Origin of the sequence: Citrobacter sp. Cf116, assembly GCF_030336505.1 — a bacterium.
Lineage (GTDB): Bacteria > Pseudomonadota > Gammaproteobacteria > Enterobacterales > Enterobacteriaceae > Citrobacter > Citrobacter freundii.
Window position 1 is genome coordinate 76,669 of sequence record NZ_JAOWEQ010000024.1, and the last position, 15,478, is coordinate 92,146.

At 54.2% G+C, this 15,478-nt stretch carries 16 protein-coding genes; 12 read left to right on the top strand and 4 right to left on the bottom strand.

Annotation, left to right across the window (positions count from 1 at the left end; all coding sequences use genetic code 11):
* The first annotated feature begins 7 nt into the window (after nucleotides 1-7).
* The 3 genes from OGV74_RS01580 to OGV74_RS01590 all read left to right on the top strand — a co-directional run bounded on the left by OGV74_RS01580 (nucleotide 8) and on the right by OGV74_RS01590 (nucleotide 3,448).
* Complete coding sequence (locus tag OGV74_RS01580; protein ID WP_003023927.1) at nucleotides 8-1,336, top strand: MFS transporter; 1,329 nt, start codon at nucleotides 8-10, stop codon at nucleotides 1,334-1,336.
* A 142-nt stretch (nucleotides 1,337-1,478) separates the two neighbouring features.
* Nucleotides 1,479-2,870: a hexose-6-phosphate:phosphate antiporter UhpT gene (uhpT, locus tag OGV74_RS01585; protein WP_003023929.1), complete on the top strand. Its 1,392-nt coding sequence runs from the start codon at nucleotides 1,479-1,481 to the stop codon at nucleotides 2,868-2,870.
* Between the two features lie 125 nt (nucleotides 2,871-2,995).
* Nucleotides 2,996-3,448 (top strand): DUF1198 family protein, encoded by a 453-nt coding sequence (locus tag OGV74_RS01590; RefSeq protein ID WP_003023933.1) that lies wholly within the window; start codon nucleotides 2,996-2,998, stop codon nucleotides 3,446-3,448.
* A 66-nt stretch (nucleotides 3,449-3,514) separates the two neighbouring features.
* On the opposite strand, the gene OGV74_RS01595 is transcribed toward OGV74_RS01590, so the two are convergent.
* Nucleotides 3,515-3,838, bottom strand: coding sequence for a helix-turn-helix domain-containing protein (locus OGV74_RS01595; RefSeq protein WP_086504695.1), 324 nt, complete (start codon nucleotides 3,836-3,838; stop codon nucleotides 3,515-3,517).
* On the bottom strand, nucleotides 3,822-4,181 hold the full coding sequence (locus OGV74_RS01600; protein ID WP_032937135.1) for a type II toxin-antitoxin system RelE/ParE family toxin: 360 nt from the start codon (nucleotides 4,179-4,181) through the stop codon (nucleotides 3,822-3,824). Before OGV74_RS01600 ends, OGV74_RS01595 begins: the two co-directional genes overlap by 17 nt.
* A gap of 214 nt (nucleotides 4,182-4,395) precedes the next feature.
* On the opposite strand from OGV74_RS01600, the gene nepI reads away from it, so the two are divergent.
* Entirely contained in the window at nucleotides 4,396-5,586 is a 1,191-nt protein-coding gene (nepI, locus tag OGV74_RS01605) for a purine ribonucleoside efflux pump NepI (protein WP_032937137.1), read from the top strand.
* 49 nt (nucleotides 5,587-5,635) lie between these two features.
* On the opposite strand, the gene gmuD is transcribed toward nepI, so the two are convergent.
* A complete protein-coding gene (gene gmuD, locus OGV74_RS01610) occupies nucleotides 5,636-7,018 on the bottom strand; it encodes a 6-phospho-beta-glucosidase GmuD (RefSeq protein ID WP_286520180.1) in 1,383 nt (460 codons plus the stop codon).
* A 94-nt stretch (nucleotides 7,019-7,112) separates the two neighbouring features.
* The gene (locus OGV74_RS01615) at nucleotides 7,113-7,406 is read right to left on the bottom strand and encodes a YicS family protein (protein ID WP_008323809.1); all 294 of its coding nucleotides are present in this window, start codon (nucleotides 7,404-7,406) and stop codon (nucleotides 7,113-7,115) included.
* A gap of 130 nt (nucleotides 7,407-7,536) precedes the next feature.
* On the opposite strand from OGV74_RS01615, the gene OGV74_RS01620 reads away from it, so the two are divergent.
* The 8 genes from OGV74_RS01620 to dagF all read left to right on the top strand — a co-directional run bounded on the left by OGV74_RS01620 (nucleotide 7,537) and on the right by dagF (nucleotide 15,361).
* Nucleotides 7,537-7,953: a GNAT family N-acetyltransferase gene (locus tag OGV74_RS01620; protein ID WP_003023951.1), complete on the top strand. Its 417-nt coding sequence runs from the start codon at nucleotides 7,537-7,539 to the stop codon at nucleotides 7,951-7,953.
* A 90-nt stretch (nucleotides 7,954-8,043) separates the two neighbouring features.
* Nucleotides 8,044-10,842, top strand: a complete 2,799-nt coding sequence (gene dagR / locus OGV74_RS01625) for a transcriptional regulator DagR (RefSeq protein WP_086504694.1) — start codon at nucleotides 8,044-8,046, stop codon at nucleotides 10,840-10,842.
* 120 nt (nucleotides 10,843-10,962) lie between these two features.
* The gene (locus OGV74_RS01630) at nucleotides 10,963-11,388 is read left to right on the top strand and encodes a PTS sugar transporter subunit IIA (RefSeq protein ID WP_003023957.1); all 426 of its coding nucleotides are present in this window, start codon (nucleotides 10,963-10,965) and stop codon (nucleotides 11,386-11,388) included.
* 12 nt (nucleotides 11,389-11,400) lie between these two features.
* On the top strand, nucleotides 11,401-11,886 hold the full coding sequence (locus OGV74_RS01635; protein ID WP_003023959.1) for a PTS sugar transporter subunit IIB: 486 nt from the start codon (nucleotides 11,401-11,403) through the stop codon (nucleotides 11,884-11,886).
* Between the two features lie 25 nt (nucleotides 11,887-11,911).
* Complete coding sequence (locus OGV74_RS01640; RefSeq protein WP_003023960.1) at nucleotides 11,912-12,661, top strand: PTS mannose/fructose/sorbose/N-acetylgalactosamine transporter subunit IIC; 750 nt, start codon at nucleotides 11,912-11,914, stop codon at nucleotides 12,659-12,661.
* Nucleotides 12,658-13,518: a PTS system mannose/fructose/sorbose family transporter subunit IID gene (locus OGV74_RS01645; protein ID WP_005121522.1), complete on the top strand. Its 861-nt coding sequence runs from the start codon at nucleotides 12,658-12,660 to the stop codon at nucleotides 13,516-13,518. Before OGV74_RS01640 ends, OGV74_RS01645 begins: the two co-directional genes overlap by 4 nt.
* A gap of 3 nt (nucleotides 13,519-13,521) precedes the next feature.
* On the top strand, nucleotides 13,522-14,631 hold the full coding sequence (gene dgaE, locus OGV74_RS01650) for a D-glucosaminate-6-phosphate ammonia lyase (protein WP_032950567.1): 1,110 nt from the start codon (nucleotides 13,522-13,524) through the stop codon (nucleotides 14,629-14,631).
* Nucleotides 14,618-15,361 carry a 2-dehydro-3-deoxy-phosphogluconate aldolase gene (gene dagF, locus OGV74_RS01655; RefSeq protein ID WP_086504693.1) on the top strand — a complete coding sequence of 248 codons (744 nt, stop codon included), beginning with the start codon at nucleotides 14,618-14,620 and terminating at the stop codon, nucleotides 15,359-15,361. Before dgaE ends, dagF begins: the two co-directional genes overlap by 14 nt.
* Nucleotides 15,362-15,478 lie beyond the last annotated feature (117 nt).

The following is a 15,478-nucleotide window of genomic DNA, read 5'->3' on the forward strand; positions in this document are numbered from 1 at the left end:
AGCGGCCATGTTTGCGTTTTTAAAAGCCCCGGCCAATGCGCCGCTCATCACCGACAAGCAGGAAGTGGATGCCCGCTATCGCTATTGGCGGCGGCATATCCTGACCACCATTTGGCTCGGCTACGCGCTGTTCTATTTCACACGCAAAAGCTTCAATGCCGCCGTACCGGATATCCTCACCAGCGGCGTGCTGACCCGCAGCGATATTGGGCTACTGGCGACGCTGTTTTACATCACCTACGGCCTGTCGAAGTTTGTTTCCGGTATCGTCAGCGACCGCTCCAACGCCCGCTATTTTATGGGCATCGGGCTGATCGCCACCGGCGTGGTGAACATTTTGTTTGGATTCTCTACCTCACTGTGGGCCTTTGCGGTGCTGTGGGCGCTGAACGCCTTTTTCCAGGGCTGGGGGTCGCCGGTCTGCGCGCGTTTATTGACCGCGTGGTATTCGCGTACCGAGCGCGGTGGCTGGTGGGCGCTGTGGAATACCGCGCACAACGTCGGCGGGGCGCTGATCCCTATCGTGATGGCGGCGACAGCGCTGCACTACGGCTGGCGCGCCGGGATGATGATCGCTGGGCTGCTGGCGATTGTGGTGGGGGTTTTCCTCTGCTGGCGGCTGCGCGACAGACCGCAGGCGATTGGTCTGCCGCCGATTGGCGACTGGCGGCATGATGAGCTAGAAATTGCTCAGCAGCAGGAAGGTGCAGGGCTGAGCCGCAAAGAGATCCTCACCCGCTATGTGCTGCTGAATCCTTATATCTGGCTGCTGTCACTGTGTTATGTGCTGGTGTACGTGGTCCGCGCCGCGATCAACGACTGGGGCAATCTGTACATGTCGGAGACGCTCGGTGTGGATCTGGTGACTGCCAATACCGCCGTGACCATGTTCGAACTGGGTGGATTTGTCGGTGCGCTGGTGGCGGGGTGGGGCTCGGACAAGCTGTTTAACGGCAACCGCGGTCCAATGAACCTTATTTTTGCCGCCGGAATTTTGCTCTCCGTTGGTTCGCTGTGGCTGATGCCGTTCGCCAGCTACGTGATGCAGGCAGCGTGCTTTTTCACCACCGGATTCTTCGTCTTCGGCCCGCAGATGCTGATCGGCATGGCGGCAGCGGAGTGTTCGCACAAAGAGGCGGCAGGTGCAGCAACCGGTTTTGTTGGGCTGTTTGCCTATCTGGGGGCATCGCTCTCCGGCTGGCCCCTGGCGAAGGTGATGGAGGTCTGGCACTGGACCGGGTTTTTTGTGGTGATCGCCATTGCGGCGGGGATTTCCGCGCTGCTGCTGCTGCCGTTTTTAAACGCCCAGGCTCCGCGCGATCTCAACGAAGCGTGATGCACCTCACCTTTTTGCCCTGAGTGGGGCAAAACTAAGAAATTTTCCCGGTTTCACCTGGACGCTGTCTCAGGCACGTCTCCCGGCTAATTTTTACAATGCCTGCTATTCGCAGGTATAAAAATTAGCTCGGGAGTGTCAAATGCTGGCCTTTCTCAACCAGGTGCGCAAGCCGACCCTGGATCTGCCGCTCGATGTGCGGCGCAAAATGTGGTTCAAACCGTTCATGCAGTCCTATCTGGTGGTCTTTATCGGCTACCTGACCATGTACCTGATCCGCAAAAACTTCAACATCGCGCAGAACGACATGATCTCCACCTACGGGCTGAGCATGACGCAACTGGGGATGATTGGCCTGGGCTTCTCCATCACCTACGGCGTGGGAAAAACGCTGGTTTCCTACTACGCGGACGGCAAAAACACCAAGCAGTTCCTGCCGTTTATGCTGATCCTCTCTGCCATCTGTATGCTCGGCTTCAGCGCCAGCATGGGCGCGGGTTCAACCAGCCTGTTTCTGATGATCGCCTTCTATGCGCTGAGTGGTTTCTTCCAGAGTACCGGCGGCTCGTGTAGCTATTCCACCATCACCAAATGGACGCCGCGTCGCAAGCGGGGTTCTTACCTCGGTATGTGGAACATCTCCCACAACCTCGGCGGTGCGGGTGCGGCAGGCGTGGCGCTGTTTGGCGCTAACTATCTGTTCGACGGTCACGTCATCGGGATGTTTATCTTCCCGTCGATTATCGCGCTGATTGTTGGTTTTATCGGCCTGCGCTACGGCAGTGACTCCCCGGAATCTTATGGTCTTGGTAAAGCTGAAGAGTTGTTCGGTGAGGAGATCAGCGAAGAAGACAAAGAGACCGAAGAAAACGAGATGACGAAATGGCAGATCTTTGTTGAGTACGTGCTGAAAAACAAAGTGATCTGGCTGTTATGTTTCTCGAACATCTTCCTGTACGTGGTGCGTATCGGTATTGACCAGTGGTCCACTGTCTACGCCTTCCAGGAGCTAAAGCTCTCCAAAGAAGTGGCGATTCAGGGCTTTACCCTGTTTGAAGTGGGCGCGCTGGTCGGCACGCTGCTGTGGGGTTGGCTCTCTGACCTGGCGAATGGTCGCCGTGCGCTGGTGGCCTGCGTGGCGCTGGCGTTGATTATCGCCACCCTGGGCGTTTATCAGCACGCCAGCAACCAGTACGTTTATCTGGCTTCGCTGTTTGCACTGGGCTTCCTGGTATTTGGTCCGCAGTTGTTAATCGGCGTTGCGGCAGTCGGATTTGTACCGAAAAAAGCGATCGGCGCAGCCGATGGGATTAAAGGTACCTTTGCTTATCTGATTGGTGACAGCTTCGCCAAGCTTGGTCTGGGGATGATTGCCGACGGCACGCCGATTTTCGGCCTCACCGGCTGGGCAGGAACCTTCGCCGCGCTGGACACCGCCGCCATCGGTTGTATCTGTCTGATGGCCATCGTGGCCGTGTTTGAAGAACGTAAAATTCGCCGCGAGAAAAAGATTCAACAACTGAAAGTCGCTTAAGTTAAGTGTGCATTGGTAACTTTTGCCCGCCTTAATGGCGGGCTTTTTTATGCCGTGGCGTTCATCCATCGACAGCGATAAATTTGCCGCTATGATGGACATCCTGTCTGGTAATGGATGTGCGCATGATTTGGATAATGTTGGCCACCCTGGTGGTTGTTTTTGTGGTGGGATTTCGGGTGCTAACGTCCGGGTCGCGGCGGGCAATTCGCCGTCTGAGCGAGCGACTGAACATTGATGTCGTGCCAGTAGAATCGATGATCGATCAGATGGGAAAAGTACAGGGTGAGGCTTTTTTACAGTACCTCCACCGCCCTGATGAATCACATCTGCAAAATGCGGCCCAGGTGCTGTTGATCTGGCAAATAGTGATTGTCGACGGCAGTGAGCCGAATCTGCTGCAGTGGCACCGTTGGCTGCAAAAAGCTCGGCTGGCCGCGCCGATTACCGATGCGCAGGTGCGTCTGGCGCTCGGTTTTTTGCGCGAAATGGAGCCGGATATGCAGGAGCTTAATGCGTTTCAAATGCGCTATAACGCCTTTTTCCAGCCCGAAGATGGTGTGCATTGGTTGCATTGATAGTCATGCCTGATGGCGTTACGGTTCTCAGGTCGACAAAACGTGTCGCTATCTGGCAGTGGCTAATTACATCAGAACGTCCAGGCCATGTTTTTGCACGATGCTGAGTAGTTTTAATGACATCCCACCAGGTCGTTTAGCTCCGCTCTCCCATTTTTGCACTGTCGATACGCTGGTGTTCAGATAACGGGCAAAAACGGGTTGGCTTACATTTAGCTTTTCACGCAATGCTTTAATCTCAGTCGGTTGAAGATCTTCCACGTGACTAAGTCTGGCTTTGTCAAAATCGCGCATCGTTTCCTGTGGAATTGCACCAACGCTAAATAATCCAGAAGCTGCGCTATGGATGGCTTCAAAGGCAGGGCTTTTGAATTTATTCTTTGCTGTCATGACAGACCTCTACCAGTTCTTTACTCTGAATCAGTGCTGCTATTTTCATATCACCGAGGCTTGCATAATGCTTCGCCAGTTCACGAAAGCCGCTTAACTCGCTACTGTTAATATTTGCTATGTTCTGCTTGGCGTACAAGAACGTATAAAACCAATGCTCTCCGCCTTTCGCAAGGATGATGGCGCGATCGCGATTTTGATTAAGCCGCTTTTTATAAACTCCTCCGCCGAGATTGTCTGCTCTTCCCTGAAGAGTGGCGGCTATTGCTTCACATAATTCATTGTCATTAATTGCATGAGATTTCGCTTCCCTGGTAAACCATTTGGTTTTGAACACTCGCATCGGGTTGACATCCTGTAACCATAAATATAGCACCTGGTGATATACTATGCATTTAGTTAGCTGTAAAAAGGGGAAAAATCAGCCACGTTCGGAATGTGCGAGCCTCTACGCAAGTGACAATGCAAAACGGTAGAGTTGCTGAAACGTTAAATACGTCACAAATTTAATGTTACACTGCGTAACTTTTCTACAATAACCCCACGCAGGTAACAAAATGAGTGAAGCTGTTGAACAAAAATCCCGCGCTGAGGCAAATTCCCGACCTAACTGGTCGGCGGTATTTGCCGTGGCGTTCTGTGTTGCCTGCCTGATAACCGTTGAGTTTCTGCCCGTTAGCCTGTTAACGCCGATGGCGCAGGATCTGGGGATTTCTGAAGGTGTGGCGGGGCAATCGGTGACCGTGACGGCATTTGTCGCCATGTTCGCCAGCCTGTTTGTGACGCAAATTATTCAGGCGACCGATCGTCGCTATGTGGTGATCCTGTTTTCGGTGCTGCTGACGCTTTCCTGTCTGCTGGTTTCCTTTGCCAATTCTTTTTCGCTGCTGCTCGTTGGCCGCGCCTGTCTCGGTCTGGCGCTTGGTGGCTTCTGGGCGATGTCGGCGTCGCTGACCATGCGTCTGGTTCCCGCACGTACGGTACCGAAAGCGCTGTCGGTTATTTTTGGCGCAGTCTCAATCGCGCTGGTGATTGCCGCGCCGTTGGGGAGCTTTTTAGGCGGCATTATCGGCTGGCGTAATGTGTTTAATGCGGCGGCGGTGATGGGCGTTCTGTGCACAATTTGGGTGGTGAGAGCGTTGCCTTCGCTGCCTGGCGAGCCTTCGCATCAGAAACAAAACATGTTCAGCCTGTTGCAGCGACCGGGGGTGATGGCCGGGATGATTGCCATCTTCATGTCCTTTGCCGGGCAGTTCGCCTTCTTTACCTATATTCGCCCGATCTATATGAATCTGGCGGGCTTTGACGTTGATGGCCTGACGCTGGTGCTGCTGAGCTTCGGTATTGCCAGCTTTGTTGGTACGTCGCTTTCGTCGATGATTTTGAAGCGTTCGGTCAAACTGGCGTTAGCCGGTGCGCCACTGGTGCTGGCGCTCAGTGCACTGGTCCTGATTCTGTGGGGCAGTGACAAAGTGGTGGCGGCGGGTATTGCGATTATCTGGGGACTGTTGTTTGCGCTGGTACCGGTCGGCTGGTCGACGTGGATCACGCGCTCGCTTGCCGATCAGGCAGAAAAAGCCGGATCGGTGCAGGTCGCCGTGATCCAGCTTGCCAATACCTGTGGGGCTGCGGTGGGAGGCTATGCGCTCGATACTCTCGGATTGCTGTCACCCCTGATGCTTTCCGGCAGTCTGATGCTGCTGACGGCGCTTCTGGTGGCAGCAAAAGTTCGCATAAAGGGTATGTAATAAACTAAAGCTCGGTATGCCGGATCGCTATCCGGCATCCTGGTTATTTTTAATTAAAACCATTGTTTTCGGCAGTATGGGCAAACCATTCGCCGCTCTTTTTCACCGTACGTTTTTGCGTGTCTAAATCTAACTGAACAAAACCGTAGCGGTTTTTATATCCGTTGAGCCAGGACCAGTTATCAATAAAAGTCCACATATGGTAGCCAAGACAATTACAACCTTCGCTGATGCCTTTATGTAGCCATTTAAGATGCTCAGAAACAAATTCAATGCGGTAGCTGTCGTTGATCTGGTCATGCTCAACGAAACGCTGCTCATTTTCCACACCCATACCGTTTTCAGAAATAAAGCAGCGCGGGTTGCCGTAATTATCACGAAGATTAGTAATAATATCGTAAATACCAGGCTCATAAATTTCCCAGCCACGGTAAGGGTTCATTTTACGCCCCGGCATTTCGTAATAATCAAACAGCCACTCCGGCATAAACGGCGCATTTGGATTGACCGCAGTATCACGACATTTCACGCGACGCGGCTGATAATAATTGATACCGAGCAGGTCGATTTTCCCCTCGGCGATGAGCTGACTGTCGCCTGGCTGACAGGTTGGTAGCTGATCGTACTCTTTCAGCAATTCGACCAGATCCGCCGGATATTCCCCTTTTAGTACCGGGTCAAGGAAGCTGCGGTTAAACAGCAGATCCGCATGGTGCGCGGCTTTCACATCCGCCGGGTGCTGAGAGCGTGGATAAGAGGGCGTCAGATTTAGGATCACACCGATCTCACCGCCGTAGTTTCCGGCGCGATACGCCCGTACCGCTGTGGAATGCGCCAGTACAGTGTGATACGCCACGGTGGCCGCGCGTTTGAAATCCACCACGTTAGGGTAATGGAAGTCATACAGATAGCCGCCTTCCACCGGGACAATCGGCTCGTTAAAGGTGAACCAGTGCTTAACCCGGTTACCGAATAAGTTAAAACAGGTCTGCGCGTAGCGGCCAAACGCCTCAACCACCTCACGGTTTTCCCAGCCGCCTTTCTCCTGCATCACCATTGGCATGTCAAAGTGGAACAGGGTGATAAATGGCGTAATGCCTTGCGCCAGCAGCTCGTCGATGACGTTGTTATAGAATTCGACGGCTTCCGGATTAACATCGCCGGTACCGTCCGGGATCAGGCGTGACCAGCTCAGCGACGTACGGAAGCTGTTGTGCTTCAACTGTTTGAGCAGTGCGATATCCTGTTTCCAGTGCTGATAAAACGTTGAGGTGTCCGCCGGACCAACCCCCTGATGGAAACGACCTGGCTGGCGGTCGAACCACACGTCCCACGTGGTCTGGCTTTTGCCGCCGTTCAGGCTATCCCCTTCGGTTTGCAGTGCCGAGCAGGCACTGCCCCACAAGAAGTTTTCTGGAAAACGGTATCGCATTGTTATTGCTCCATTGCTATTTATACGTTCTGGCAACAATACGTGTTTTTGCGACACAGAAACCGGTTACAGTGCTCATTTTACAACAAGATGTTTATAAATCCGGGCATTCAACTTTGCCAAGTGCTTCCCAGTAGTTGTTCTGGTTATTTCTTTGTATTGCCAGAATAGCCTCGCGGATATGCTGCTGATTACGTGTATCAGACATAATCGTTTTTTCCCACACGTCATCGGAGGGTGATCCCTGTGGGGTACAAATCTTGCGTAAGTCCTTCAATACAGTATTTTTTTCATGAACGGACTGTAGAGAGCCGTAAGCCGAATCGGCCTGCGCTAAACCCGACAGCGTGAAAAGAATGGCAATAAGCGGTAAAGCGGCTCGTTTCATGATAATAATCCTTGTTGTCGATGCGCATCATCTCAAGAGTAAGTGTAGACGGCATGCGCCTCACTCATCAGCCTGTGTTAATTTCTAAACAAATAATCAGCCAGAAGTTGTATTTTTTCAGGAGGATAGGATGCAAATACAGATTACAGATACCATTACTGAAGACGATCAAAATGCCCTGCTTGCCGGATTGCGCGCCTACAACCGCCAGTTCCTGAGAACCACCAATTTTGGCGACCTGGCGGTGTACTGGCGCGATGAAAGCAATGAAATTCTGGGCGGGCTGATTGGCAAAATCAAAGGCGAATGGCTGTGTATTGATTTCCTGTGGATGCATGATTCGCTGCGCAAAGGCGGTTACGGCACAAAATTGATGCAGGCTGCCGAGCAGACAGCGCGTGAGAGAGGATGCCTGCATGCGCTGGTGGATACCATGAGTTTCCAGGCGCTGCCGTTTTATCAGAAAAATGGCTATCAGCTGCAAATGACCCTCGATAACTTTCCGGAAACCGGCTCCGCGCGGCATTATTTGTCGAAAACGTTTTGATGACCGAAAGGTCTGGACGCCGCCTCACTTTCTTGCGCAGCAGAATAGTGTATGTTCTGAACAATCATTTATTTCTTAAGCGGTAAAGAGATGAGACGGATTGAGATAATACTGGGGGAGCTGGAACGGCTGACGCGAGGACTGAATCTTGCTCATCTGGCGCAGGAAACGGCGTTCACAGCAGAAGCTATCGGCTTTAACCTCGGACTGGCGCGCAACTCGGTCAGTAAAGATCTCAATCAGCTCTGGAACGACGGCCTGGCGATTAAAAGCCGCGGACGCCCGGTATTCTTTCTGCATCGTCAGACGATTGAAACGCTGCTGGGGCGCAAACTGGATGAGTCCGAGCGTGAAGTGCAAACCGTTGCCGACCTGTTGCCTGTTCAGGAAAACCAGGCGACAGACGATCCCTTTTCTGGCCTGATTGGTTACGATCGCAGCCTGCGCGACGCGGTAGAAAAAGGCCGCGCGGCGGTGCTGTATCCCCACGGGCTGCACGTTCTGCTGACCGGTCCCTCCGGCGTCGGCAAAACCTTTTTTGCCGAACTGATGCATCGTTTCGCCTGCGAACGCGCAGTGGGAGCGTCGCCGCCGCTGGTTTACTTTAACTGCGCGGAATACGCCCATAACCCGGAGTTGCTTTCTTCGCACCTGTTTGGTCATCGACAGGGGGCATTTACCGGCGCAAATGAAAATAAACCCGGTCTGGTCGAGCAAGCCGACGGTGGCTATCTGCTGCTCGACGAAGTGCATCGTCTGCCGTATGAAGGTCAGGAAAAGCTATTTTCTATTCTCGACAAAGGCGAATACCGGCCGCTGGGTTCCAGCGCCGTGGCGCGGTCAATCTCGGTTCGTCTGATATGTGCGACCACCGAACCGGTAAGTTCGGCGTTGCTGCGCACTTTCCAGCGACGTATTCAGGTATGTATCGATCTCCCCGGCATCCGCCAGCGTTCGGTGGAAGAGCAGGTTGAACTGATCGTTGGCTTCTTACAGCGTGAGAGCCGCAAAATCGAGCGTACGATAAGCATCGACCGTACCTTGCTGCTCTGGCTGTTGAACAAGCCGCTGGAAGGCAACATTGGTCAGCTTAAGAGCGACATTCAGTTTCTCTGCGCCCAGGCCTGGGCCTCAGGGATGACCGAGCACAGCGACACGCTACAGCTGGATAAACGTCTGACCGAGATCCCCTTTAACGCCACGCCGGAACAACGTCTGTTGGTTGGAGCGCTGTTCGAAGGCAAAGAACACCTGAGCATCGATGCCCGCACGCTGCCTGCGCTGAAAAATTCGCTGGCCACCGGAGCCGAAATTGAAGAGAGCGATCTCTTCTACAGCTTCCTGACCCGCGAATATATCAACCTGCGTAACAGCAACGTGCCGCCAGCCGAAACGCTGGCAATCCTCAAAAACAAGCTCAGTTCGATATTTGAATATGGTCTCTACAGCCGCGACAGCGTGGCGCATCCTCCGCGCTATGGCGATCAGATTGAAGAGCGAGTCACGCTGTTGATCGGCTGCGTTGAACAGGTGCTCGGTTTCACGCTGCCGGAGAATCTGGTTAACCCGCTGCGCAAACACTTCCTGGCGCTGATTGGCTATGTGCAGCGCGGCCTTATTCCGCAACTTTATTCTTCCAGCCTGATCCTCGATCGCTGCAAAGATGAATACGACAACGCCACGCTGCTATGCCGGAAAATCAATGAGCTACTGCATATTCAATGTCCGGCGACGGAAGTGGTCTGGCTGTGCCTGTTCCTCAAAGAGTGTCGCCATTACCGCCAACGGATTGACGCCAGTCCTGACTGCGGGGTGATTTTGATTGCCCACGGTGCGACGACCGCCACAAGTCAGGCGCAGTACGTGAATCGCGTGCTGGAGCGCGAGGTGTTCAGCGCTATCGATATGCCTTTCGAGCAGTCGGTGCACGACACGCTGGAAGCCCTGACGCAGATGATCCAGACCCGGCAATATCGCCGATTGATCCTGATGGTGGATATTGGCTCGCTGGTCCATTTTGGCAGCACGATCAGTAAGTTATTCCAGATAGACGTACTGCTAATGCCCAATATCACGCTCACCAGCCTGCTGGAGATTGGGCTGGATTTAAGCTACGAAACCAGCGACTTGCCGCAGCTGGCGGCGTTGATGCAGAGCAAAAATATTCCCTGTCAGCTGTGTACTCCGCAGCAGGAAAACAGCGGTAAAGTGCTGGTTATCTCCTGCATCACCGGGATGGGAACGGCAGAAAAAATCAAAAAGGTGCTGGAAGAGAGCTTCGGTGAGTTAATGTCGCAGGATACGCGGATGGTGATCCTCGATTACAACGAAGTTCGCAGCCTGGAGCGCGTGCAGCAGGCGATTAACGCCAGTGAACGCCTGGCGGGAATAGTGGGCACTTTCCAGCCAGGACTGCCGGATATTCCGTTTATCTCGCTCGAGGAGCTGTTCTCTGAGCAAGGCCCCGAGCTGGTACTCAGCCTGCTGACGCCAGATCTCTCCAGCAGCGAACGCCGTCTGGAGATGGAGCGCAGCGCGATGCGCTTTATCAGCGCGTTGACTATGGAGAGCATCATTAACCATATTTCGGTGCTCAACCCGCAGCGTATTCTCAAAGAGATGGAAGGCGTGCTGAATCATCTGACCACCGCGCTTTCGCTGAAACCGAGTCGTCAGGTGACACTGCGCTTCCTGATCCACTGCTGCTGTATGGTCGAGCGTATCGTGATTAACCGCAAACCGTTACAGATGGCGCTGGAGAACAAACCGGATCTGGATAATCGCGCGTTTAGTGTCATTAAATCCGCTTTCCTGCCGATCGAAGAGGCCTATGCTATTCGCTTATCGGACGCGGAATATTTTTATATCTACGAACTGCTGTATAGCTAATCCCTTTACTGGCGCGGCTTTCTGCCTCGCCAGCGCTCCTCTCCTCCCCGCGTGACACAAATTCTGGCACAGCCTTTGCTCTGTTTACCTATGTCTATGTAATCGAGCCAGGAGGCCATTTTGACTACCACTGAATCCTTGCCCCAGATCCTGCTGCTGACCCATGGCGGCTGGGGGCAACAGCTTTGCAACAGCCTGCGCATGGTGATGGGTGAAATCAAAGGCGTGACGGAAATTGCGCTGATGCCCGTTGATACGCTCGGCGAGTTTTATCAGCGCGTCGAAGCCGTAGTGAAAACCATGCCGGAAGGCTCACTGATCCTGACCGATTTTATTGGCGGCACCACCTCCAACGTGGCGGCGCGGCTGAGCGCCGATTACCCGGTGGCTGTTATTTCCGGGCTCAACGCCTCTTTGCTGCTGGAGGCGCTCGACAAACGCGAGCATGGCCAGTTGACCACCTGCGTGGCTGAACTGGTCGACGCCGGGCGTAGCAGTTGCCTGGACGTTGTCGCCCACGTGCGTCAATTACAACAATCACAATAAGGAATAAACATCATGGCAAACATCGTCTTATGTCGTATCGATAGCCGTCTGATTCATGGACAAGTGGTGACCAAATGGGTTGGGCAATCTCAGGCCAACCGGATTGCGGTGGTTAGCGATGAGCTGGATGCCGATCCGTTTATGAAAAACATCTACCTGATGGCCGCGCCGCCAAACATCAAAGTGGATTGCTTTGGTAACCAAAGTTTTGCGGCCGCCTGGAAAGAAAACCAGCTTGGTGACGGCAAAGTGCTGGTGCTGTTCCCTTCTCTGGCGGCGGTTCAGGAAGCGGTCCAGTTGGGGTTTGACGTCACTACCATTCAGGTCGGTGGGCTGGGCGGTGGGCCAAACCGCAAAGCGGTATTCCAGAACATTACGCTGGATGAAAAAGACGTCGGCATTCTGAGCGACCTGAAAAATCGTGGGATTCAGGTGTTCTTCCAGACTATCCCGGAAGATAAGCCTCAGTCGCTGGACGATATCCTGAAAAAATTCTAATTCTTTGATAACAGGGTACTTAACTATGGATACTTTAGTCTTTGCAAGCCTGATGGGGCTGTATTACTGGTTTGCCCGTTTACGCCTTGGCTACACCTTCTCCGCTATGCTGCTGCAACCGGTCGTGATTGCCGTATTCGTTGGCCTGCTGTTAGGCAACATGGAAACGGCGATGATCATCGGTGCCGGTATGCAGCTGGTTTATCTCGGCGTGACCTCTACGCCAGGCGGTAACGTCCCGTCGGATCCGGCGCTGGCCGCCTGTATTTCAATTCCTATCGCTGTGAAGGCCGGAATGGACCCGAACCTGGCTATCGCGCTGGCGATCCCGTTTGGCGTCATCGGCGTGTTCCTCGACCAGCTGCGCCGCACGTTAAACGCGGCATGGGTGCATATGGCCGACAAACATGCGGAAACGGCCAACATGGCGGGCATCATGCGCTGTGCATTCCTCTACCCGGCGTTGCTTGGCCTTGTACTGCGTTTCCCGGTGGTTTTCGCCGCCAACTATTTTGGTCAGGACGTGGTGGAAAGCTTCCTCAAGCTGATGCCGCACTGGCTGACGCACTCCTTTGAAATTATGGGCGGCATTCTGCCAGCGTTGGGCTTCGCCATCACCATTATGGTGATCGGTAAAAAGAGCCTGCTGCCGTGGTTTATCGGCGGATTCTTCGCAGTGCTGTACCTGAAGGTGGACATCATGGCGATGGCAATCTTTGGTACCTGCGTGGCTTTCCTGATTAAAGGTCTGGCGAAAAATGAAGGAGCAGCATGATGAGCAGCGACGTAATGCAACATGAACTGGTGGAGCGTGCGCGTGAAAGCGGCACGCTGACCAAAGCAGACATCACCAAAGCCTGGTTTATCTACTGGCTGGGCGCGGAAGTTTCCAGCTCCTATGAGCGTTTGCAGAGCCTGATTTTCTGCGCCTCGATGACGCCGATCATCAAAAAGCTCTACCCGCAAAAAGAGGAACAGGTAGAAGCGCTGAAACGACATCTGAACTTCTTCAACTCAGAGCAGACGTTCGGGGCGGTGATTCAGGGGATCTCCATTGCGATGGAGGAACAGAAAACCCGCGGCGAGCCGATCAGCGATGCCTCAATTACCGGGATTAAAACCGGGCTAATGGGACCGCTGGCTGGGATGGGGGACTCCATCATCTGGGCCGCCGTGATGCCGCTGTTAATTGCCATTTTTATCCCGTTCGCCGCCAATGGCAGCGCGATGGGCGGAATTGTACCGTTAATCCTCTACCCGGCCATTACGTTGGCAATCAGCTACGGTATGGTGCACAAAGGCTATACGCTGGGACGTGACTCGATTATCGGTCTGCTGCAGGGAGGGCGAATTAAGGAACTGATCTACGGCGCGAACGTACTGGGCCTGATCATGATGGGCGCACTTTCTGCGAGCTACGTCAAGATCACCACGCCGTTAAAACTCAGCGCCCTGAAAGGCTCTGAAGTGGTGGTTCAGCAAATCCTCGACTCTATTGCCCCCGGTCTGTTGCCGCTGGCGGCGGTGTTCGCCATTTATTTCTATCTGGTGAAGAAAGGGCCGCGTTACACCACGATTTTGCTGTCGATTGTCGCACTCAGCGTGGTCTGCTCGCTGCTGGGAGTGTTGTAAGCCATGACACAGAATATCTACCAACAATTGGGGCTAAAACAGGTCATTAACGCCTGCGGCAAGATGACGATTCTGGGCGTTTCCAGCGTCGCGCCGGAAGTGATGCAAGCCACCGCGCGGGCAGCTTCGGCCTTTGTTGAAATTGACCGGCTGGTGGACCGTACCGGTGAATTGGTTTCCCGCTACACCGGCGCGGAGGACAGCTATGTTACTTCGTGCGCCTCGGCGGGTATTGCGATTGCCGTTGCCGCCGCCATTACCCGCGGTGACCAGGCTAGTGTCACGCTGATGCCGGACAGCGCGGGTATGGCCAATGAAGTGGTCATGCTGCGCGGGCATAACGTTGACTACGGTGCGCCCATCACCAGCGCGATCCGCTTAGGCGGCGGACGGGTGGTGGAGGTTGGCTCAAGTAATCTGGCGGCCCGCTGGCAGCTGGAGAGCGCGATTACCGATAACACCGCCGCGCTGCTGTACGTGAAATCGCACCACTGCGTGCAGAAAGGCATGTTGAGCATTGCAGACTTCGTACGGGTTGCGCAGGTTCATAACCTGCCGCTGATTGTCGATGCCGCCGCCGAGGAAGACTTACACGCCTGGGTGGCGAGCGGGGCGGATATGGTGGTCTACAGCGGAGCAAAAGCCTTTAACGCTCCGACCTCCGGGTTTATCACCGGGAAGAAACAGTGGATTGCCGCGTGTAAAGCGCAGCACCACGGAATTGCCCGGGCGATGAAGATCGGCAAAGAGAATATGGTCGGGCTGGTGTATGCCCTGGAAAACTATCATCAGGGGCAAACCGTGGTCACCGCCGAAGAGCTTCGCCCCGTGGCGCAGGCGATTTCAGCGATTCGCGGACTGGATGCGGATATTGAGCAGGACGAAGCCGGGCGCGCCATCTGGCGGATTCGTATTCGGGTGAATGCACAAGAGCTGGGGATGGATGCTTACGCCGTAGAAGCGCAGCTGCGAGAGGGTGATATCGCGATTTACGCTCGCCGTTACAACCTTCATCAGGGCGTCTTTAGTCTTGACCCGCGTACGGTCGCAGAAGGGGAAATGGCACTGATCGTGGCCCGACTAAAGGAGATTGCAGACCATGCAGCACATTAATTTTTATCGCAATAAAGTGGCTATTAACGTGCTGGCGAAGGATATCGCCAACGCCCGGGAAATCTATGATGCTGCCGAAGGTCACGCGGTGATCGGCATTCTTTCGGCGCAGTTCTCCTCGGTTGAGGAAGGGGTTAAGGAAGTAAAACGCTGGATGGTCGACGTGCCGTCGATTTCCGTGGGGCTGGGGGCGGGCGACCCGGCGCAGTATTACAAAGCGGCAATGATTGCCTCACAGGTCCATCCGGCACACGTCAACCAGACCTTTACCGGTTGTGGGTTTGCGGCAGGCGCCTTGGCGGCAACGGGCGGTGAACAGACCCATATCAACGCGTTAGTCAGTCCCACGGGCACGCCGGGGGAAGTGTTGATCTCCACTGGCGTCAGCAGCAGCCAGGGCACGCCAGCCCGCGTTTCCTGTGATGCAGCGGTACGTATGATGCTGGACTCTGGCGCGCATGCGGCGAAGTTCTTCCCAATGGGCGGTGAGCAGTCCCTGCCTGAGTTGTACGCACTGGCGACGACAGCGGCGCGCAACGGCATGACGTTGATTGAGCCGACCGGCGGTATCGATCTCGATAACTTCGGCATTATCCTGCAATCCTGTCTGAAAGCAGGAGTACCGCGCGTCATGCCACATGTTTACAGCTCGATTATCGACCCACAGACCGGTAATACCCGGCCTGCAGATATCATCAGGTTGATGGAGATAGTCAAAGCCCTGGTGTGATGTTGCTATCGTTGGAGAGCGAAAAGAGAATGCCCGGAGGTGCTCACGCCTACCGGGCATTTTTGCGAACATCATTCATGGAAAATGAATGCATTGCAGCAGCATCTATTTATCCTC